This is a genomic window from Aquibium pacificum (assembly GCF_040839445.1).
Taxonomy (GTDB): domain Bacteria; phylum Pseudomonadota; class Alphaproteobacteria; order Rhizobiales; family Rhizobiaceae; genus Aquibium; species Aquibium pacificus.
The window spans coordinates 32510-51156 of sequence record NZ_JBDPGJ010000007.1; the positions used below are offsets into that span (position 1 = coordinate 32510).

The 18647-nt window shown below is 66.8% G+C and carries 21 protein-coding genes; 14 read left to right on the top strand and 7 right to left on the bottom strand.

The annotated features are described in order from the left end of the window. Positions 1–39: 39 nt before the first annotated feature. From glyS to ABGN05_RS25220, 3 genes are all read right to left on the bottom strand, one after another. Entirely contained in the window at positions 40–2634 is a 2595-nt protein-coding gene (gene glyS / locus ABGN05_RS25210; protein WP_367956785.1) for a glycine--tRNA ligase subunit beta, read from the bottom strand. A 110-nt stretch (positions 2635–2744) separates the two neighbouring features. Beyond that, positions 2745–3335 carry a cysteine hydrolase family protein gene (locus tag ABGN05_RS25215; RefSeq protein ID WP_367956786.1) on the bottom strand — a complete coding sequence of 197 codons (591 nt, stop codon included), beginning with the start codon at positions 3333–3335 and terminating at the stop codon, positions 2745–2747. A gap of 28 nt (positions 3336–3363) precedes the next feature. Next, positions 3364–4284 (bottom strand): glycine--tRNA ligase subunit alpha, encoded by a 921-nt coding sequence (locus tag ABGN05_RS25220; RefSeq protein WP_367956959.1) that lies wholly within the window; start codon positions 4282–4284, stop codon positions 3364–3366. Positions 4285–4487: 203 nt separating this feature from the next. On the opposite strand from ABGN05_RS25220, the gene ABGN05_RS25225 reads away from it, so the two are divergent. Both ABGN05_RS25225 and ABGN05_RS25230 read left to right on the top strand, forming a co-directional pair. After that, positions 4488–4799 carry a hypothetical protein gene (locus tag ABGN05_RS25225; protein WP_367956787.1) on the top strand — a complete coding sequence of 104 codons (312 nt, stop codon included), beginning with the start codon at positions 4488–4490 and terminating at the stop codon, positions 4797–4799. A gap of 151 nt (positions 4800–4950) precedes the next feature. Next, positions 4951–5250 (top strand): hypothetical protein, encoded by a 300-nt coding sequence (locus ABGN05_RS25230; RefSeq protein ID WP_367956788.1) that lies wholly within the window; start codon positions 4951–4953, stop codon positions 5248–5250. Positions 5251–5331: 81 nt separating this feature from the next. Here ABGN05_RS25230 and ABGN05_RS25235 read toward each other — a convergent pair whose 3' ends face one another. Together ABGN05_RS25235 and ABGN05_RS25240 are read right to left on the bottom strand one after the other, a co-directional pair. After that, entirely contained in the window at positions 5332–7311 is a 1980-nt protein-coding gene (locus ABGN05_RS25235) for a tetratricopeptide repeat protein (protein WP_367956789.1), read from the bottom strand. Positions 7312–7452: 141 nt separating this feature from the next. Further along, a complete protein-coding gene (locus ABGN05_RS25240; RefSeq protein ID WP_367956790.1) occupies positions 7453–8469 on the bottom strand; it encodes a polyprenyl synthetase family protein in 1017 nt (338 codons plus the stop codon). 157 nt (positions 8470–8626) lie between these two features. On the opposite strand from ABGN05_RS25240, the gene ABGN05_RS25245 reads away from it, so the two are divergent. The 6 genes from ABGN05_RS25245 (at position 8627) to moaB (ending at position 12328) form a co-directional block, all read left to right on the top strand. After that, positions 8627–8851 carry a putative signal transducing protein gene (locus tag ABGN05_RS25245; RefSeq protein WP_367956791.1) on the top strand — a complete coding sequence of 75 codons (225 nt, stop codon included), beginning with the start codon at positions 8627–8629 and terminating at the stop codon, positions 8849–8851. 13 nt (positions 8852–8864) lie between these two features. Beyond that, positions 8865–9650, top strand: a complete 786-nt coding sequence (locus tag ABGN05_RS25250; protein WP_367956792.1) for a tRNA1(Val) (adenine(37)-N6)-methyltransferase — start codon at positions 8865–8867, stop codon at positions 9648–9650. 84 nt (positions 9651–9734) lie between these two features. Continuing rightward, positions 9735–10604: a S49 family peptidase gene (locus ABGN05_RS25255; protein ID WP_367956793.1), complete on the top strand. Its 870-nt coding sequence runs from the start codon at positions 9735–9737 to the stop codon at positions 10602–10604. 80 nt (positions 10605–10684) lie between these two features. Continuing rightward, positions 10685–10870, top strand: coding sequence for an NfeD family protein (locus ABGN05_RS25260; protein WP_367956794.1), 186 nt, complete (start codon positions 10685–10687; stop codon positions 10868–10870). Positions 10871–10892: 22 nt separating this feature from the next. Then, entirely contained in the window at positions 10893–11771 is an 879-nt protein-coding gene (locus ABGN05_RS25265) for a 4-(cytidine 5'-diphospho)-2-C-methyl-D-erythritol kinase (protein WP_367956795.1), read from the top strand. 2 nt (positions 11772–11773) lie between these two features. Then, on the top strand, positions 11774–12328 hold the full coding sequence (gene moaB / locus ABGN05_RS25270; RefSeq protein WP_367956960.1) for a molybdenum cofactor biosynthesis protein B: 555 nt from the start codon (positions 11774–11776) through the stop codon (positions 12326–12328). Positions 12329–12340: 12 nt separating this feature from the next. On the opposite strand, the gene ABGN05_RS25275 is transcribed toward moaB, so the two are convergent. Next, positions 12341–12877, bottom strand: coding sequence for a glycosyltransferase (locus ABGN05_RS25275; RefSeq protein ID WP_367956796.1), 537 nt, complete (start codon positions 12875–12877; stop codon positions 12341–12343). 138 nt (positions 12878–13015) lie between these two features. Here ABGN05_RS25275 and ABGN05_RS25280 point away from each other — a divergent pair, with 138 nt between their 5' ends. Together ABGN05_RS25280 and ABGN05_RS25285 are read left to right on the top strand one after the other, a co-directional pair. Further along, entirely contained in the window at positions 13016–14170 is a 1155-nt protein-coding gene (locus ABGN05_RS25280; RefSeq protein WP_367956797.1) for a PA0069 family radical SAM protein, read from the top strand. A 436-nt stretch (positions 14171–14606) separates the two neighbouring features. Next, on the top strand, positions 14607–15170 hold the full coding sequence (locus ABGN05_RS25285; RefSeq protein WP_367956961.1) for a DUF6101 family protein: 564 nt from the start codon (positions 14607–14609) through the stop codon (positions 15168–15170). A 15-nt stretch (positions 15171–15185) separates the two neighbouring features. Here ABGN05_RS25285 and ubiA read toward each other — a convergent pair whose 3' ends face one another. Beyond that, positions 15186–16169 carry a 4-hydroxybenzoate octaprenyltransferase gene (gene ubiA, locus ABGN05_RS25290; RefSeq protein WP_367956962.1) on the bottom strand — a complete coding sequence of 328 codons (984 nt, stop codon included), beginning with the start codon at positions 16167–16169 and terminating at the stop codon, positions 15186–15188. A gap of 173 nt (positions 16170–16342) precedes the next feature. On the opposite strand from ubiA, the gene purD reads away from it, so the two are divergent. From purD to ABGN05_RS25310, 4 genes are all read left to right on the top strand, one after another. Beyond that, positions 16343–17623: a phosphoribosylamine--glycine ligase gene (purD, locus tag ABGN05_RS25295; RefSeq protein WP_367956798.1), complete on the top strand. Its 1281-nt coding sequence runs from the start codon at positions 16343–16345 to the stop codon at positions 17621–17623. Between the two features lie 328 nt (positions 17624–17951). Further along, a complete protein-coding gene (locus ABGN05_RS25300) occupies positions 17952–18209 on the top strand; it encodes a hypothetical protein (RefSeq protein ID WP_367956799.1) in 258 nt (85 codons plus the stop codon). Beyond that, positions 18206–18508: a hypothetical protein gene (locus ABGN05_RS25305; protein WP_367956800.1), complete on the top strand. Its 303-nt coding sequence runs from the start codon at positions 18206–18208 to the stop codon at positions 18506–18508. Before ABGN05_RS25300 ends, ABGN05_RS25305 begins: the two co-directional genes overlap by 4 nt. Next, a complete protein-coding gene (locus ABGN05_RS25310; protein WP_169858323.1) occupies positions 18501–18644 on the top strand; it encodes a hypothetical protein in 144 nt (47 codons plus the stop codon). The genes ABGN05_RS25305 and ABGN05_RS25310 overlap by 8 nt, the downstream gene beginning before the upstream one ends. Positions 18645–18647 lie beyond the last annotated feature (3 nt).

Genomic DNA, 18647 nt, shown 5'->3' on the forward strand with positions numbered 1-18647 from the left:
GTCGCACCGCCGGGGGGGGGGGGGCGGAAGTGGGCAGCCTCAGCCCGCGATCCTGGAAAAATCCGCCACCTGGCCGGTGACGGCGCGGATGCGCGTCAGCAGCGCCAGCCGGTTGGCCCGGATCGTTTCGTCCGGGTCGTTCACCAGCACCGTGTCGAAGAAAATGTCGATCGGCCCGCGTAGCCGTGCCATGGCCCGCATCGCAGCCGAAAAATCCTCGGCCCGGATCGCATCCGCGGCTTCGCGGTCGGCGATACCGATCGCCTCGAACAGCCGATTCTCCTCGGGCGCGACGAAGAGTTCGGGATCGACATGGGCGCCGATCTCGGTGCCCTTCTTCTCCTCCGCCGCGATGATGTTGACCGCGCGCTTCGTGCCCGCGAGCAGGTTCTTCCCGTCCTCGGTATCGAGCAGGTCTGCCAGCGCCTCGACGCGCCGCACGATCATCAGGAGGTCGTCGTTGGCGGCGGTTACTGCGGCCTGCGATTGGCTGATCTCCCCCACTGGGGGGGAGATCGAACTGCCGGTGCTCGCCAGCACCGCATCAATCAGATCGTGCCGCGCCCCTTGGTCGCGGAGATAGACTTTCAGGCGATCGTGGAAGAAGGAGAGAAGGTCAGATCGAAGCCCACTCGCCCATTCCGCCATCGGCCTTCCTAGGGCATCAATTCTCATGAACCCCTCGACGTCCTTTCCGCCGGAACGGAATTCCTCGACGCGTCCGACCCACTCGGTCAGTGCGTCCAATCGGTCTATCCATTCTTCCTGAATCAAATCGAAGCCGCGCTCAGGAAGCTTTTGAATTTGCTCATACCTTTGCGGCGGTATCGCAACAAACGTCGCTACAAAGGGCGCAGTTGCCGCGACTTTCGCCAGCGTTTTCAGATCCTCAAAGGATTCGGTTTGTGTGTAGGCAATCCAAGGCGCCGAGAGGGCGAAGTCATCTATTGAGGCTACCCATTCTAGCCAATGCCTAAGAAGGATCGACTGCAGCCCCAGCCGCACCCCGTTCTCCACTAGGATCCGTATCACCCCCAGTGCCGCCCGCCTCAGCGCATACGGATCCTTGCTGCCGGTCGGCTTCTCGTCGATCGCCCAGAAGCCCACCAGCGTGTCGAGCTTGTCGGCGAGCGCCACGGCGATCGAGACCGGGTCGGTCGGCGCGGTGTCGGACGGCCCCTGCGGGCGATAATGCTCCTCGATCGCGGCGGCGACCCTCGAGTCCTCGCCCTGCAGCTCCGCATATTTGCGCCCCATCGCGCCCTGCAGCTCGGGAAACTCGCCAACCACCTCTGTCTGCAGGTCTGCCTTGGCGAGGATCGCGGCGCGGCGGGCGAGGGCTGGATCGGCACCGACCACCGGGGCAATTTCCTCGGCCAGCCGCGCGATGCGCTCGACCCGCTCGCCTTGCGTGCCGAGCTTAGCATGGAACGTCACGCCGAGGCGGTCGAGCCGAGCCATGCGCTGGTCGAGCGGCTTTTCGAGATCCAGCCCGAACTTCGTTGCCGAATCCGTCAGCTGCCCGAGGTCGGGCAGATCCGACTGGTCGGTTTTCCAGAAATACAGCGCATCCGAAAGCCGCGCCCGCACCACCTTGCCGTTGCCCCGCGCGATCTCGGCGCCGCCGTCCGTCGCCTCGATGTTGGCGGTCAGGATGAAGCGGTTGGAGAGTTGTGATTGACTGATCTCCCCCTCAAGGGGGGAGATCGAACCGTGCGGCCTCGTCACGAAACACTTCTGGTTCGCCCTGATCGTCAGCCGAACCACCTCCGGCGGGATTTCGAGGTATTCCTTCTCGAATTCGCCCATCAATACGACCGGCCATTCGACAAGCCCGGAGACCTCCTCCAGCAGACCCTCGTCCTCGACGAGTTCCAGCCCGCTGGCGAAGGCGAGGGTGCGTGCATCGTCGAGGATGATGTGCTTGCGGCGCTCGGCGTCGAGCACCACCTTCGCCGCCTCCAGCTTGGAGACGTAGTCTTCGAAGCGGCGCACGCTGATCGCCTCGGGCGCGTGGAAGCGGTGCCCGTAGGTGACATTGCCTGAGCGGATGCCGTCGACGGAGAAATCGACCACGACCGGATCGGCGGTCTCCGGCCCGAAGGTGCAGACGATCGATTGCAGCGGGCGCACCCAGCGCAGGGTCTCGCCGCCCTTGGCCTCGTCGCCGTAGAAGCGCGTCCCCTTCGGCGCCGACGCGCGGCCCCAGCGCATCGACTTCGGCCACGGGAAGTTCCGGATGACGCCCGGCATCAGCCCGGCGATGATCTCCTCCGCCGCGCGTCCCGGTCGCTCGACCACCGCCACGTAGAAATCACCCTTCTTCGGATCGGTCCGCACCGCGAGCTGCTCGGTCGAGTCGAAGCCCGCCTTGCGCAGAAAGCCCTGCACCGCCTGCTCGGGCGCCTTCACCGGCGGGCCTTTGATCTCTTCGCGCACATCCTTCGAGCGGGCGGTCAGGCCGCGCAGGTCGAGCGCCAGCCGGCGCGGCGTCCAGTATTCTTGGCAACCCTCGTAGGTCAGGCCCGCCTCGACCAGCCCGTCGGTCACCAGCTTCCTGAGGTCGGCGGCCGCCTTGCGCTGCATGCGGGCGGGGATTTCCTCGGAGCGGAGTTCGAGCAGAAGGTCGGGCATTTGTGACTCTTGGACGCGAAGGAGGTCAGGGCTGGCCTCTAGCAACTCCACCCCTGCCTGTCACCTAACGATGAAGCCGAAGGATGTGTTCGCGTCCCGCGCCGCCGCGTTCAGCCAACGAGGTCGGCGGTGCGGCAGACGATCGAGAAGCGGTCGGCGAGCGCCGCGAGCTCCGCGGCATGCAGGTCGGCCGCGGCGATCGTCCCGCCGCCCGGGGCCGGCAGGTGGCGGGTCGCCGAGGCGTCCGACACCACCGCCGTGCGGTAGCCAAGGTCGAGGGCTGCCCGCGCCGTCGATGACACGCACATGTGCGTCATGAAGCCGGCGAGCACCAGTTGCTTGCGCCCGAACCCTTCCAGAACCTCCTGGAGGTTGGTTCCGGCGAAGGCGTTGGGCAATGCCTTCTCGACCACTGCCTCGCCGGACACGGGAGCGGCCTGCTGCGCGATGCGGAAAGCGGGCTTCTCCGGATCGAACAGGCCGCCCGGACGGCCACGATGCTGGACGTGGACGACCGGCGCACCCGCATTGCGCGCGGCTTCCAGCAGCGCGGCGATCCTGCCCAGCGCCTCGCCGACGCCCGGCAGCGGCAGCGCGCCGTCGACGTATTCGTTCTGCGCGTCGATGACGACGAGCGTCGCCTCCTCGAAGCGCGGCGGCGTCAGGTCGGCGCCGGCCATCTCGAGCAGGGTCTTGGTCATTCGCCGTCCTCCCGAAACATGAAATACATCAGGGGGCGAGCCCGCCCGCCTCGGTCTTCAGGAACGCCTCGCCGCAGGCCTTCGCCAGGTTGCGCACCCGCAGGATGTAGCTCTGCCGCTCCGTTACCGAGATCACGCCGCGCGCATCGAGCAGGTTGAAGGCGTGGCTAGCCTTGATGCACTGGTCGTAGGCGGGGAAGACCATCCTGTGTGTGCCGCGATTGTCGTTGCCGGCAGGGGACCCGGCCTCGAGCAGCGCCTTGCATTCCTTCTCGGCATCCTCGAAGTGCCGGAACAAGATGGCGGTGTCGGCATGTTCGAAATTGTGGCGCGAATACTCCTGCTCGGCCTGGAGGAAAACGTCGCCATAGGTCACCTTGTCGGTGCCTTCGCCGCCGTTGAAGTTCAGGTCGTAGACGTTGTCGACGCCCTGAACGTACATGGCGAGCCGTTCCAGCCCGTAGGTGAGTTCGCCGGAGACCGGCGCGCATTCAATGCCGCAGACCTGCTGGAAATAAGTGAACTGCGACACCTCCATGCCGTCGCACCAGCATTCCCAGCCGAGCCCCCAGGCGCCGAGCGTAGGGCTCTCCCAGTCGTCCTCTACGAAGCGGATGTCGTGACGCAGAGCGTCGATGCCGATCGCTTCCAGCGAGCCGAGGTAGAGTTCCTGGAGGTTTGACGGGTTCGGCTTCAGGATCACCTGGTACTGGTAGTAGTGCTGCAGTCGGTTCGGGTTCTCGCCATAGCGCCCATCCTTCGGCCGGCGCGAGGGCTGTACGTAGGCCGCGTTCCACGGCCGCGGTCCGAGCGCGCGCAGCGTGGTGGCCGGATGGAAAGTACCGGCGCCGACTTCCATGTCATAGGGCTGCAAGATCACGCAGCCATATCGCGACCAGTAATTGTGCAGCGTCAGGATCAGATCCTGGAAGGATCGGATCGGACGCAGGTCTGCTGACAGATTGGCATTCAAGACGGGCTTCCCGGCGGTCGGAGATGCGGCGAGCACGTCGTAGAGACGCGAGGGTGTCAGGTCAAGGATCGAGGCGGCAAGCGCGAGGGCGCTGGAACGCCCGGGTCTGCCGCACTATTATGGGGGGACGTCGCCGCTTCGCGGCAACCGCCGTCCAGACCCGCACCAGAGGAACCTCCATGTTCACATTTCCCACCGGAAAAGCCAGTCAGGCCCGGCTCGCTTCATACGCCGTCGGCGCCATCCTGGCACTTGCCCTTCCGGCCTCCGCCCAGAACTGGCCGGACGTCAACAGCAACACGCGCGACGACGTTACCGGCTATCTGTGTGTGACTCCCGGCTGCGACGTGGTGCGGCTTCCGCAGACCAAATGCCTCTGCCAGAAGGAAAACCCCGCCGAACGGGATCTTCGCAAGCTCAAGCTGACCTGCAGCACCACCGTCGGCCTGAAATGGGTAGCCTGCCCGGTCAAGCCGCCCTTCGGCAACTGAAAGCTGTCCGGAGCTCCGGCTCTCTTCGTAACGTCCCGGTCGCGCGGAATTGATCCGTCCGACGCTGTCCCGTTACGGCAGGCGGAGTACTTTCTCGTCGACCGGCGGCGGATGCATCGATCCGTCCCGAGTCCCCTGAAGGAGTTTTCCCATGGTCCGCATCGCAAGTCACGCATTCCGGCAGATCGCTCGCACCGCGCTCGTCGGCGGAGTCCTGCTTCTCGCATCCGTTCCCGGAGCTTTCGCCCAGTCGGGCGGCCATGGCTCGAACACCGATTCGGTCACCGGCTGGCGTTGTATCAATCCGTTCTGCGACACGATCGTGCAGCCGAAAACGCGCTGCCTTTGCCAGAAGAACAATCCGAACGAGACGGTGGCGTCGAAACTGTCCCTGACCTGCGTTCCGCCGCGGGCGGGGCAGACCTGCCCGGCACCGCGCTTCGGCAGGTAGGCCATCGGTCGTCCGCGGTCTCCGGACCGCCGGAGATGCCGGCCTTGACTCAAGCGTACCCAAGAATCCGGCCGCGGATGCCTAACCGGGCGGGAGGACCAGTTCCTGCCCGGGCCGGATGTTGCCCGGATCGCCGCGAAGCCCCGGATTGAGTTCCAGGATCTCCCGGTAGCGCTCGCCGTTTCCGAGCTTGTCGGTGGCGATCGACCAGAGCGACTGGCCGGGACGGACGGTATGCATGGCAGGCTGCGGCTCGGCTGCGGGCTTCGGCGCGGGAACGTCGGGCAGCATGATCGGCGGGATTTCCGCCTTCTGCTCTTCCTTCAAGGGCGCCGTTTCGGGCGGCAGGCCTTCGGTGAGCTTGCGCTCCACTTCGACCAGCACGCTGGCGTCCGGCTTCAGGTCGCGGGCATGGGCCCACTGGAAAGTCGCCTCCAGCTTCCGCCCGGCGCGCCAGTAGGCGTCGCCGAGATGGTCGTTGAGCACCGGGTCGTCGGGCTTCAGCGTGACGGCGCGTTCCAGTTCCGTTACCGCTTCCTCGTAGCGCCCCATCCGGTAGTGGGCCCAGCCGAGCGAATCGACGATGTAGCCGTCGTTCGGGCGCAACTCGACCGCCTTCTTGATGAGGTCGAGCCCTTCCTCGAGGTTCATGCCCATGTCGACCCAGGAATAGCCGAGATAGTTCAGGACCTGCGGCTGGTCGGGATAGAGTTCCAGCGCCTTGCGGAAGTTCGGTTCGGCCTTGTCCCACTCCTTCAGCCGCTCGTAGGCGATGCCGCGCTGGTAGAAGAGGTTCCAGTCGGACCGCTGCGGCTCGTCGATGCGCTGCAGGGCGCGGTCGTAGAGGTCGGCCGCCTCGCGATACTCCTCCTTGGACGCGTAGACGCCGCCGAGCGCGAGATAGGCGCGCATGTCGCTCGGGTCGCTGTCGATCAGCGCCTTCAGATGCGCCTTGGCTTCGTCGGGACGTTCCAGGTCGGCGAGGTTCAAGCCGAGCTGGAGTTCGGCGATGCGCTTCAGAGGCGAAGCCTCGGGAACACGCTCGTAGAAGGAAATCGCCTCCTCCGCGTGTCCCTGCTGCTCGGCCACCTGTCCGAGCTGGATGAGAACGCCGTCGAGATCGGGCTTCAGCGCCCGCGCATACTGGAGATAGAGCCGCACGAAGGCTTCGCCGCCGCCGCGGTTCAGCGCGCTTCCCATGTCGTAGAGCACTTCGGCAGCGCCGTCCCGGACGCTCGTCACCATTGGCGCGATCTCGGCGCCCGCCTCGATCTCCGCGCGGAGCGCCACGATCGAGGGGCGATTGGAGGCGAAGGCCTCGCTTTCGTCGAGCACGGCGAGCGCGTCGTCCCTTCGGCCTTCCCGCGCCAGCAGGCGGGCATGGGCTTCCACCGCGCGCAGGTAGGTGTCGGGCGCCGCACTTCCGGCGGCCGCGTTCTTCACCGTCTCGTCATAGGCCTTCAGCGCCTCGTCCGTCAGTCCGGCCTGCTCTGCGATCAGGCCTTCGTGGAAGCCCTTGAAGAGCGCGTACCATTCCGGTCCTTCGAGCGCGCGCACCTGCTCGAGCCCTTCCTGCGCCTCGCCGGCCCCGAGCATGGCCCATCCGCTCATCAGTCCGGTGATCAGCCGGTCGAGATCGGATTCCAGCGCGAGCTTCAGGTAGTTCTGCGCAGCTCCGAAATCCTTTTTCTGGATCGCCGAGACGGCAAGCGCGAGCCGCGAGAAGCGCTCCACCTCGGGAACCGTCTTCAGCTTCTCGGCATACGGAAGCGCCTCCTCGAAGGAGCCGCGAGAGATCAGCGCCAGCATGACGCTCTGCTGCAGTCCGAGATTGTCGCGGTCGAATGAGAGTGCCCGCTTGTAGTATTCGATCGCGCTGTCGAGGTCGTTGTCCACCTCGGCGATGCGCGCGGCCAGGAACGCGCCGGAGAACGAGCCGATACTGACCGTCTCCTGGCCGTCCTTCGGAGTCGCTTCCTTGGCCATGCCGGGGGTCGCGCCGATCGCACCCGCCAGAGCGATCGCCGTCGCGATCAACCATTTGCCGCCAATTCGCTGCATACTTTACCTTCCCGCGCCCAGCGCTAGACCGGATACCCTATGCGGCCCGAGCATGGCCTTTTTGGGGACGCACATCAACGTGCTTCGGACCCTCGCCAGCTGTCGCGCCGCCGAGACGCCGAATCGATGTCCTTCGGGCAGCTACGATACACGATCGATGCAGAAATCGATGACTTCCAGCAACGCGCTCTTTTGCGGCGTTTGCCTGAGCGGCGCGAGCGCGTCGCGAGCGATGTTGCCGAAATGCCGGGCGCGGCTGATCGTCTCGCCGATCGCCCCGTAACGCCCCATCAGCGCGGTCGCCTTCTCCAGCGCCTCGTCGTCGTTGCCGCTGTCCTCGATGGCGCTTTTCCAGAATAGCCGCTCCTCCTGGGTGCCGCGCCGGTAGCTCAGGATAACCGGCAGCGTGATCTTGCCCTCCCGGAAATCATCGCCCGTGTTCTTGCCAAGGTCGCGCGCATTGCCGCCATAGTCCAGCGCATCGTCTATGAGCTGGAAGGCAAGGCCGAGATTGGTCCCGTAGGAACGCAACGCTGCCTGTTCCGACTTGCTGGCCGAGGCGATCACCGGGCCGACCTCCGCAGCCGCGGAAAACAGCGCCGCCGTCTTTGCCTTGATGACCGCCAGGTACTCGTCCTCGGTGGTTTCCAGGTTCTTTGCCGCGGCAAGCTGCATCACCTCGCCCTCGGCGATCACCGACGCGGCGGAGGAGAGGATTTCCAGTGCCTTCAGCGAGCCGACCTCCACCATCATGCGGAAGGCCTGGCCGAGCAGGTAGTCGCCGACCAGCACACTCGCCTGGTTTCCCCAGATCATGCGCGCCGTCTTCTTGCCGCGGCGCATGTCGCTCTCGTCGACGACGTCGTCGTGCAGCAGGGTCGCGGTATGCATGAACTCGACGCTGGTGGCGAGCTTGACGTGGCCGTCTCCCGCGTAGTCGAACATGCGCGCGGCGGCCAGCGTCACCATGGGCCTCAGCCGTTTCCCGCCCGAGGAAATCAGGTGGTTTGCGACTTCCGGGATCATCTCGACGTCGGAGCCGGCCTTGGACAGGATAAGCTCGTTGACCCGCGACATGTCGCTTTCGGTCAGCGCGATCAGCGGCTGGATCGACGCCTGTTGCTTCTTGCCATCCTCAAGCGATACGACGACGCCCACCGACACTTCTCCACTCCGTACCCGCCACGCGGCAACTTTTCGTCCTGACACTATGGTGCGCCGGCGCGGCCAGACAAGGGGCGAATTGGCGCGCAAGGGAACCGTCGACGGAGCAATATAAGTTTACAGGGTCGGGTCAAGCTGCGAACCTTGCGCGATGATCGAGCTCGTGCGCACCAACGACCCTATCGTGATTTCCTTCATCGAGGCGTTGATGCGCGACGCCGGGCTCGCCTTCTTCGTGGCCGACCAGAACATGAGCATCATGGAAGGGTCGCTTGGCGTCCTGCCGCGTCGTGTGCTCGTGGCCGAGGACGACGTGGACGAGGCGCGGCGCATCCTGATCGATGCGGGGTTCGCGGCGGAAATGCGCGACGGCTGAGCGACGCGGCCCCATGGAACCGGTAAGGGAACCGGCCGACTCGACGCTCGATGCGTACCATCGCGGCGCGTTCTGGCTGGTCCAGCCGCGTTCGGGCGGGCACAGGGCGGGCATGGACGCGATGATGCTGGCGGCGGCGGTCCCCGGCGGATTCGCGGGACGTCTCGCCGACCTCGGCGCAGGCGCGGGCGGGGCGGGGCTCGCCGTGCTGGCCCGCTGCGGGCAGGCGAGCGCGGTGCTCGTCGAGCGCGAGCCCGGCATGGCCGATTTCGCCCGACGCACTCTTTCGCATCCCGCTAACGCGGCGCTTTCGTGGCGCGCATCGCTTCTCGTGGCGGACGTTTCGCTTGCCGGAGCGGCGCGTGCCGCCGCGGGCCTCGCCGACAATTCCTTCGACTTTGCGATCATGAACCCGCCCTTCAACAGCGGACGCGACCGACAGACCCCGGACGAACTGCGAAAGGTCGCGCACGTGATGGAAGCGGGGCTGTTCGAGCGCTGGATCAGGACCGCCGCCGCGATCGTGCGTCCCTCCGGCGGCCTCGCGCTGATCGCCCGGCCCGAGTCCCTCCCGGACATCCTGGCCGCACTGAAGGGCCGTTTCGGCGCCGCTGAGATCAAGCCGATCCACCCGCGCCCCCACGCCGCCGCGATCCGCATCGTGCTGCGCGCGGTCAGTGCCTCGCGCCGCACGCTGTCGTTTGCGCCGCCGCTGGTCCTGCACGAGGCAGACAGTGACCGGTTTTCCGCCGAAGCCGATGCCATCAACAACGGCAGGGCTTCCCTCTTCGGCGACTGAGCGCCGCGATCCGACCACCGCGCGGGATTGCAGCGCGCCGCCGAGTTCCTACATCGGGGGAAACCCTCCGAGACAAGGCCACCCGTGACCAGTTTCCTCAAGCGCCTCCTCCCGAAGTCCCTCCGCGGCGACAACGTGGTCATTCCCGTGGTCCGGCTGCACGGCACGATCATGGCGAACAGCGGTCCGATGCGGCAGAATCTCTCCCTCGCGAGCACGGCGGGCGTGCTCGAAAAGGCGTTCTCCTTCAAGAGCGCTCCTGCGGTCGCTATCGTGGTGAATTCGCCGGGCGGATCGCCGGTCCAGTCGCGCCTGATCTACCAGCGCATCCGCGATCTCTCGATGGAAAAGGGAAAGCCGGTCTTCGTCTTCGTCGAGGACGTGGCCGCGTCGGGCGGCTACATGATCGCCATCGCCGGCGACGAGATCGTCGCCGATCCTTCCTCCATCGTCGGATCGATCGGTGTCGTCTCCGCCTCGTTCGGCTTCCAGGACCTGATCAAGAAGATCGGCGTCGAGCGCCGCCTCTACACGGCAGGCAGGAACAAGGCGACGCTCGATCCCTTTTCGCCGGAGCGGCAGGAGGACGTCGACCACCTGAAATCGCTGCAGCTCGAGGTGCACCGGACCTTCATCGACATGGTGAAGTCGCGCCGCGGCCCGAAGCTTGCGGACGACGACGATCTTTTCACCGGGCTTTTCTGGTCGGGCATCCGAGGCAGGGAACTCGGACTGGTCGACCATCTCGACGATATGCGCGGCTTCCTGAAGAGGCGTTTCGGCGAGAAGGTGAAGCTGCGCCTCGTCTCGGCGCCGCGCGGCCTGTTCGGCCGCAGGCTGGGCTTCTTCGGCATCCGCAACGGCACGGACACGGCCGAGCTTTCGGCCGGGCTCGCCAACGGCGTCCTCGATGCCGCAACGGAGCGCGCGCATTGGGCCCGCTACGGGCTTTGAGCTTTTCGCGTCGGCTGCCGGCGCGTTCTATGGTATGGTGCCGGCGAGAAGGGTCGGCCTTGCTTGAGGAGCAGGAACACATGCCGCAGTTGATCTTCTTCGTCGTCGTCGCGGCGGTCGGCTACATCGGCTACCGCGCCTTCCTCAAGGAGGCCGAACGCGTGTCGGCGCGTGTCCGCCGGGCCGAGAAGGAAGCCTCGGTCGGCTCGACCGGCACGCTGGTAAAGGATCCCGAGACCGGCGAATACAGGCTGGCCAAGGACTGAGCGTCCGGGCTACTGGCGCGGCATGGCCCAGGCTCCGCTTTCTCTTTCCGCTCCCGCCAAGATCAACCTCGCCCTGCATGTGACGGGCAGGCGCGCCGACGGCTACCATCTCCTCGAAACGCTCGCGGTCTTCTGCGAACTCGGCGACCGGCTGCAGTTTCATCCCTCGGCTGAGGACGAATTCGCCGTCACCGGCCGCTTCGCCACGGGGCTTTCCGCTGACGACAGCAACCTCGTCCTTCGAGCCCGCGACCGCGTGCGGCTGGCATCGGGGGCCGCGCCATGCCCGCCGGTTTCCATCCTGCTCGAGAAGAACCTCCCGGTCGCGTCGGGCATGGGCGGGGGATCGAGCGATGCCGCCGCCGCCCTGCGCGCGCTCTCGCGGCTCTGGGACCTGCGTCTCTCCCATCCGGCGCTCGCCGTTCTCGGAGCCGACCTTGGCGCCGACGTGCCGATGTGCCTTTCCGGACGGCCGCTTCTCGCCCGCGGGATCGGCGAGGAAATCAGCCCGCTGGAAGACTGGCCAGAGCTGGACGTGGTTCTGGTCAACCCGGGCGCGGGGGTCTCGACGCCCGACGTGTTCAGGCGCCTCGCCAGCCGCGAAAACCCGCCGCTTCCCCCTATGCCGCGGCACGCGGATCATGGCGCGGTCTGCGATTGGCTCGCCGGAACCCGCAACGACCTCGAGGAGCCGGCGCGCGCGATCGCTCCCGACATCGGGCAGGCGCTTGACGCGCTGCGCGCGGCGGGCGCAGGCTTTGCCCGGATGACGGGCTCGGGCGCGACCTGCTTCGGCCTGTTTCCCGGGCCGCGGGCCGCCGCGCGCGCCGCGGCGGCGATCCGCTCGGGGCATCCGGGGTGGTTCGTGGAACCGACGAGAACGATGGGAGCACACGCATGAGCCTGGAGCGACTCGACGAGATCCGGCCTTTCATTCCGGTCGGCGTCGCCGTCCTGACCGTGTCCGACACGCGCACGCTGGACGACGACAAGTCGGGGCGCACGCTCGCCGAGCGCATCGCCGACGCCGGCCATCGCCTCGCCGACCGCCGGATCGTCACGGACGACGCGGGAAAGATCGCGGGAATCGTAATGGACTGGTCGCGCGATCCCGCAATCGACGTCGTGATCACCACGGGCGGGACGGGGTTCACCGGCCGCGACGTCACGCCCGAGGCGCTGGAGCCGCTGTTTCAGAAGCGCATGGACGGATTCTCGGAAGTCTTTCACCGCATCTCGTACGACAAGATTGGCACCTCGACGATCCAGAGCCGGGCGACTGCCGGCCTGATCAACCAGACCTTCGTCTTCGTGCTGCCCGGCTCGCCGGGCGCCTGCCGCGATGCCTGGGATGGCATCCTCAGGGCGCAGCTCGACTATCGCCACATGCCGTGCAACTTCGTCGAGATCATGCCGCGTCTCGACGAACATCTCAGGCGCGGCGGCACCCTGACCTGACAGCCTCGGGCGTCAGCGGGTATCCGCTATCCTGCGCCTGTTCTGCCTCGCCTCTGCAGGGATGATCTCGGCCGGGATGCGTTGGCCGGAAATGCGCCGGGCGAAGGCTTCGACCTCTTCACCGGGTCTCAGCTTAGCCAGAGCCTGCGGCTTGCTCACCAGCAAGCCTTCGGCGAGCGGCCGCTTTCTCGTGAACCAGCGCGAGAGGAATCTCGGCTCTGCGGACCGTGAGCGCAGGAAGCGTCCGGGGGTGGTCCGCCGCGCGACATGCGCGACGACGGCGTCGATCCAGCCGTCCGAAAGCTTCGCTCCGGGCTCGATGAAAAGCAGCCAGTCGCCCTTGGCACGCCGCATGCCGCTGGCGAGTTCGCCGTTAGGGATCAGCGCGCATCCGGCGTGGTCGGCGACCGCGGCGGTGTGGTCGGTCGATCCCCGATCGTGCACCATCACCTCGCGCACGATGCCTTCCACGGCGCCAGAAACGAGCGACATCAGCGTGCGCGCGAGTGCGTCCTCGTCGTTGCGCGTCTCGATGAGCACCGTCAACATGTCTCCCGCTTAGCCGAAAGATTAGCCGAATTCCAGCGCTGCACCGCACAACGATAAAGTTCTTGATTTGTTCTCATCTCACCGATAGGAATAGTTTCATCGAAACGACGATTCCCGGGCCGCCGAACGGAGACGAAAATGGAACAGATCGCACGCGCGGACATTGCCGCTTTTGCAAGCGGAGACAGCGGATTGGCCAATGCCATGATTGAACAAAGCGGTGTCAGGATCGGCGGCGAACGCCGGCGGGGCCGCGCCGCGGGGATCAATCCGGCAGGCCGCTTCGAGGCCATCCGGCGCGACGTCTTTGACGACGGCTGGAACACGCTGGAGGATCTGCCGCCGTTCAAGACCGAAGTCCAGGCAGAGAAACCGCGCAACATCATCACGCGCAACGACTCCCCCGACATCTCCTTCGACCGCTCGATCAATCCCTATCGCGGCTGCGAGCATGGCTGCGTCTATTGCTTCGCCCGCCCCACGCACGGCTACATGGGCCTGTCCGCCGGACTGGATTTCGAATCGAAGCTCTTCTCCAAGCCGGATGCCGCGAAACTCTTGGAGCGGGAACTCGGCAAGGAAGGCTATCAGGCGAAAACCATCGCAATCGGCACCAACACCGATCCCTACCAGCCGATCGAGAAACAGTACCGCATCATGCGCGAAGTGCTCGAGGTTCTCGAAGCGCATGATCATCCGGTCGGCATCGTCACCAAGTCGGCGCTGGTGACCCGCGATGCCGACATCCTCGCGCGCATGGCGGAAAAGGGCCTCGCGAAGGTGGCACTTTCGGTCACGACGCTGGACCGCCGGCTCGCCCGTACCATGGAGCCACGCGCCGCGACGCCGACGCGGCGGCTCGAGGCGATGAAGGCGCTGGCCGGCGCGGGTATCCCGGTCTCCGTCATGGTGGCCCCCGTCGTGCCTGGCCTCACCGACCACGAAGTGGAGCGCATCCTCGAATCGGCCGAGGCCATGGGCGCTCGGGAGGCGGGCTACATCGTCCTGCGGTTGCCGCTGGAGGTAAGCCCGATCTTCAAGGACTGGCTGCTCAGGCACTATCCGGACCGCTACCGTCACGTGATGTCTCTGGTGCGCTCGATGCGCGACGGCAAGGACTACGATTCCGCCTGGGGAACTCGCATGAAGGGCACCGGTCCCTATGCCTGGCAGATCGGCCGCCGCTTCGAGATCGCCGCCCGCCGCCTCGGCCTCAACCGCTCGAAGCTGACGCTTCGGATCGACCTCTTCAAGCCGCCGGCACGCGCCGGCGAACAGATGATGCTGCTTTGAAGCATGTCTCCAGAAAGCGGGACACCTGCTTCTGAAACATGACATCCGACAAAACGAAGACCTGAAGCGCGGGAAGCGGATCTGAACGTCGTGGTGCACCTTGCGCCACGCTCCCGCTGCTCCCCTTCGTAGCCCTCCGTCCGGCCCGTCCCCCGTCCCTGGCCTGACGGCGCCCTCCCGGTCCGCCCCTCCGGGAGGGCTTTTTCTTTTTTTCTGCCCGTCCGCGCGTCGCGCCGGGTTTTTCCGCGCACGCTGGCTGGTGTTGCCGCGCGCGCTGGTTGCAATCCGCTAACCATCGAAAAGATCAGCAAAATTTAACCCAACTTCTTAAGTCCGCCAGTAAGGCTGCCGCGCTAGCCTGCAAGACATAAAGAGGCCGGAAAATCGGCCCGCGAGGACCGCAAAACCGGCTCTCAGGGATGCAGGAAGGCGAATGATGAATACGGTGACCAACCCCGCCTGGGCTGGCCGCGCATTGCGGCTCGATCCGTTCCGACTGCCGCAGGTGACGAGCTTCGCCGCTCGCGACGATATGGGCGAGGTGTCCGTGACAATCGACCGGCGCGGCGCGGTGATGCGGCGGATGCTCGAGCGCTCGGGACTGCCCGTGTCGATCCTGTTACCGGCGCGCACCTTCAGGGGCGTCGCCGCGCGTGCGATCGAGGACGGGGGCGGCGGCGTGACGGTCACGCTTGAACTCCTGCATTCCGACCCGATGCTGTGCATTCCGCTGCTGGTCGCCTACGATCTCGACGATGTCGCTGCCGACTGGCGCGCCTGGGCCGATGCCTACGGGTTGCCGATGCTCCTGATAGAGGCGGACGGCATCGCCCGCACGCTGGAGGAATCGCTTTCCGCAGCGGCCCGGGCCGCGCCGGTCGGGCGCCGCAAGCGCACCGGCTCGCAGCCGCGCCGCCCGCGCTTCCTCGCCCGCCGCAAGACCGCGACGCTCGGTCTGCGCCTCGTCATCCGGGGCGAGGAAATCATCGCGCGCTCCTGAGGGGCGCGTTCCCGTTCAGAACCGCGGGCTGATCGCCGCCCAGATTCCGGCCCCGACAAAGCCGAGAAAGACGAGCCAGCCCACCACATTGTTCGACCGGAACAGGCGAAGGCACTGGTCGGGATCGTCGATGTCGAGCGCCTGCACCTGCCGCATCATGTGGGCACCCGCCGCCAGAAGCCCCGCAAGCGCGGGAAACGGCGCCATGGCGGAGGCGCAGGCCGCCCCCATCAGCACCAGCGCGCCGCCATAGAGGCCGATCAGCCAGGGCTTCGTCCGTGCCCCGAAGAGCCGCGCCGTGGAGCGCACGCCGACCACGGCATCGTCTTCCTTGTCCTGGTGGGCGTAGATCGTGTCGTAGCCGATCACCCACAGGATCGAGCCGGCGTAAAGCAGGAGCGCTGGCGAGCCGAGTTCCCCGAAGGCGGCGGCCCAGCCCATCAGCGCGCCCCAGGAGAAGGCGAGCCCCAGGCCGAACTGCGGCCAGTCGGTGAAGCGCTTCATGAACGGATAGATCGCAACGACGGCCAGCGAGGCGATGCCGAGCAGGATGGTGAAGCCGTTGAACTGCACGAGCACGGCAAGCCCGATGAGCGCCTGCGCGACCAGGAAGGTCCAGGCCTGCCGGCGCGTGACCTTGCCGGCCGGCAACGGCCGCGAGCGCGTTCGCTCGACGCGGGCGTCGATGTCTTCGTCGGCGAGGTCGTTGAAGGTGCAGCCGGCGCCGCGCATCGCCATCGCGCCGGCGAGGAAGAGCACCAGGTGCCACGGGTTAGGCAGGAGGCTCATCACCGGATCGCCCGGCCGGGCGTATGCGATTGCCGCGAGTGCCGCCGACCACCAGCATGGCCAGAGCAGGAGCTGCCAGCCGATCGGCCGGTCCCACCGTGCGAGCTGCGCATAGGGCCAGAACCGCGGCGGCAGGACGCGGTAGACCCAGTGCCGGCTCGGCGCGTCGGCGACGCGCCCCTGCGCGTCGCGGGATTGGATCGTCTCCATGCCGGTGGAGTGGCAGGGCAGGGCGGTGGCGTCAAGGGAAGGCGCCGCGCGTTTCTTCTCCCCGGCCACCGCCTTCCGGTCTCTCCGGCAGGGCAACGGCCGCTTTCGCTTGACCCTTCCCGCCCGGCAGCCTAGGCGGTCCCGCGACAGGTGATGAGCAGGAACCGGCGACAATGAACGTGCTTCTGATCGGGTCGGGCGGACGCGAACATGCGCTGGCCTGGAAGCTCGCCGCTTCGCCCATGCTGACGAAGCTCTACGCCGCGCCGGGGAATCCCGGCATCGCGCGCGATGCCGAATGCGTGGCGCTGGACACCGCCGATCACGAGGCGGTGCTCGCCTTCTGCCGCGCACATGCGATCGATCTCGTCGCGGTCGGGCCCGAGGCGCCGCTGGTGGCGGGGCTCGCCGACCACCTGCGCGCCGGCGGGGTAGCTGTCTTCGGTCCCTCGGCCGAGGCCGCAAGGCTCGAAGGCTCCAAGGGATTCACGAAGGACCTCTGCGCCCGCATGGGCATCCCGACCGCCGCCTATCGGCGCTTCGACGACGCGCCGGAGGCCAGGGCATATGTGAGAGAGGTCGGCGCGCCCGTCGTGGTCAAGGCCGACGGGCTCGCGGCCGGCAAGGGTGTGACCGTCGCCACGACGCTCGACGAGGCGCTCTCTGCCGTGGACGACTGTTTCGACGGCGCCTTCGGCGGAGCCGGCGCGGAGGTGGTAGTCGAGGAATTTCTCACCGGCGAGGAGGCGAGCTTCTTCTGCCTGTGCGACGGCAAGGTGGCGCTGCCCTTCGGCACGGCGCAGGACCACAAGCGCGTCGGCGACGGCGACACGGGGCCGAACACCGGCGGCATGGGCGCCTATTCGCCGGCCTCGGTCATGACGCCGGCACTCGTCGACCGGGTGATGCGCGAGATCGTCGAGCCCACCATGCGCGGCATGGCCGAGGCCGGCGCGCCGTTCTCCGGCGTGCTCTACGCCGGGCTGATGCTTACGGCCGACGGGCCCAAGCTCATCGAATACAACGTCCGCTTCGGCGATCCCGAATGCCAGGTGCTGATGATGCGGCTGAAGGACGACCTTCTGGTGCTCTTGAAGGCCGCGGCCGACGGGCAGCTTGGGCACATGTCGGTCCGCTGGCGCGACGAGGCGGCGCTCACCGTCGTCATGGCGGCGCCTGGCTATCCCGGCACGCCGGAGAAGGGCAGCACGATCCGCGGCCTGGCCGAAGCGGCGGCCGGCGGCGTCGAGATCTTCCATGCCGGCACCGTCGAAAGGGACGGCGCAATCGTTGCGAACGGAGGCCGCGTGCTGAACGTCACCGCGACCGGCCGCACCGTGGCCGATGCGCGCGAAAAAGCCTATGCCGCGGTCGACCGTATCGACTGGCCGGAGGGCTTCTGCCGCCGCGACATCGGCTGGCGCGAGATCGACCGGGAGCGGGCGGGCGCCTGAACGGCGCGCCCGCAAGGGTGCACATCGGTCGTCTTAGCGCCGGCTCCACCACTTCGGCACGATCGCCGCTCTTGCATTCCCTCCGCACAAGGCGTATCTGATAAATGCGTTGATTTGGCCGACTTGGCTGTTGCGGTGTCAGAGACCCGCCATTCACCCCCGAATTCACGAACACGACCGCATGCGCCGGAAGGCGCGGCTGGTCGTTCTGTCCGGACACGGAAACAAGCCCCGGCGCTGACCACGGATGTACTGGCAGTCCGGCGGCGTTCCGGTTCGGACATGAACAATCAAGCGGCCCGCTCGCGTTGCCGCGGGGGAGCCGACCGTGACGACACGAACCACGCAGACCACCGTCTCCTTCTCCTCCGCCTTCCTGCTGCCCGGCTTCGATGCGCCGCAACCGGCCGGAGACTATCTCGTCGATCATGACGAGGAGGCGATCGAGGGGGTTTCTCGCACGGCATGGCTACGCGTCGGCGCTTTCATCCATCTGCCCGCGATCGGAGTTCGCTCGACCATGCGGCGCATGGTGCCCATCACTCCCGGCGATCTCGACGCCGCACTGAAAAAGGACCAGACATGACCACGACACCGATCAGGACTCGGCCGCTGGCCGCTCGACCCGCCCGCCGCGAGGTGCCCACGCATCTCTTCGCCATCGGCCAGGCGGTCCGCTTCCGCGGCGGCTTCGGCCAGCCAGCCGCGTTGGCGGAAATCTATCACGTCACGCGCACCCTTCCGCCGCGCGGCGACTCGCCCCAGTACCGCATCCGCAACGACGAGGAGCGCCATGAGCGCGTGACCTCTCAGAGCGAACTCGAAGCCATCCGCGAAACCTCGACGGATGCTTCACTCATCGAAAGGACGTTCGGTCATGGCTAAGGGTCAGAAACGCAGCAGCCGCGAAATCAGGAAGCCGAAGCAGGAGAAGGTGGCTGCAAAGGCCGAACCGACGCTCGGCAGCCAGATCAAGCAGGCGACGAGCGGTACCTCGACGCTGGCGCGCAAGAAGAGCTGACAC

Excerpts from the sequence above, each read along its gene's own strand:
- glyS (WP_367956785.1), bottom strand. The coding sequence starts at position 2,634 with ATGCCCGACCTTCTGCTCGAACTCCGCTCCGAGGAAATCCCCGCCCGC.
- ABGN05_RS25215 (WP_367956786.1), bottom strand. The coding sequence starts at position 3,335 with ATGACCAAGACCCTGCTCGAGATGGCCGGCGCCGACCTGACGCCGCCG.
- ABGN05_RS25225 (WP_367956787.1), top strand. The coding sequence starts at position 4,488 with ATGTTCACATTTCCCACCGGAAAAGCCAGTCAGGCCCGGCTCGCTTCA.
- ABGN05_RS25230 (WP_367956788.1), top strand. The coding sequence starts at position 4,951 with ATGGTCCGCATCGCAAGTCACGCATTCCGGCAGATCGCTCGCACCGCG.
- ABGN05_RS25235 (WP_367956789.1), bottom strand. The coding sequence starts at position 7,311 with ATGCAGCGAATTGGCGGCAAATGGTTGATCGCGACGGCGATCGCTCTG.
- ABGN05_RS25245 (WP_367956791.1), top strand. The coding sequence starts at position 8,627 with ATGATCGAGCTCGTGCGCACCAACGACCCTATCGTGATTTCCTTCATC.
- ABGN05_RS25250 (WP_367956792.1), top strand. The coding sequence starts at position 8,865 with ATGGAACCGGTAAGGGAACCGGCCGACTCGACGCTCGATGCGTACCAT.
- ABGN05_RS25260 (WP_367956794.1), top strand. The coding sequence starts at position 10,685 with ATGCCGCAGTTGATCTTCTTCGTCGTCGTCGCGGCGGTCGGCTACATC.
- ABGN05_RS25265 (WP_367956795.1), top strand. The coding sequence starts at position 10,893 with ATGGCCCAGGCTCCGCTTTCTCTTTCCGCTCCCGCCAAGATCAACCTC.
- ABGN05_RS25275 (WP_367956796.1), bottom strand. The coding sequence starts at position 12,877 with ATGTTGACGGTGCTCATCGAGACGCGCAACGACGAGGACGCACTCGCG.
- ABGN05_RS25280 (WP_367956797.1), top strand. The coding sequence starts at position 13,016 with ATGGAACAGATCGCACGCGCGGACATTGCCGCTTTTGCAAGCGGAGAC.
- ABGN05_RS25285 (WP_367956961.1), top strand. The coding sequence starts at position 14,607 with ATGAATACGGTGACCAACCCCGCCTGGGCTGGCCGCGCATTGCGGCTC.
- ubiA (WP_367956962.1), bottom strand. The coding sequence starts at position 16,169 with ATGGAGACGATCCAATCCCGCGACGCGCAGGGGCGCGTCGCCGACGCG.
- purD (WP_367956798.1), top strand. The coding sequence starts at position 16,343 with ATGAACGTGCTTCTGATCGGGTCGGGCGGACGCGAACATGCGCTGGCC.
- ABGN05_RS25305 (WP_367956800.1), top strand. The coding sequence starts at position 18,206 with ATGACCACGACACCGATCAGGACTCGGCCGCTGGCCGCTCGACCCGCC.
- ABGN05_RS25310 (WP_169858323.1), top strand. The coding sequence starts at position 18,501 with ATGGCTAAGGGTCAGAAACGCAGCAGCCGCGAAATCAGGAAGCCGAAG.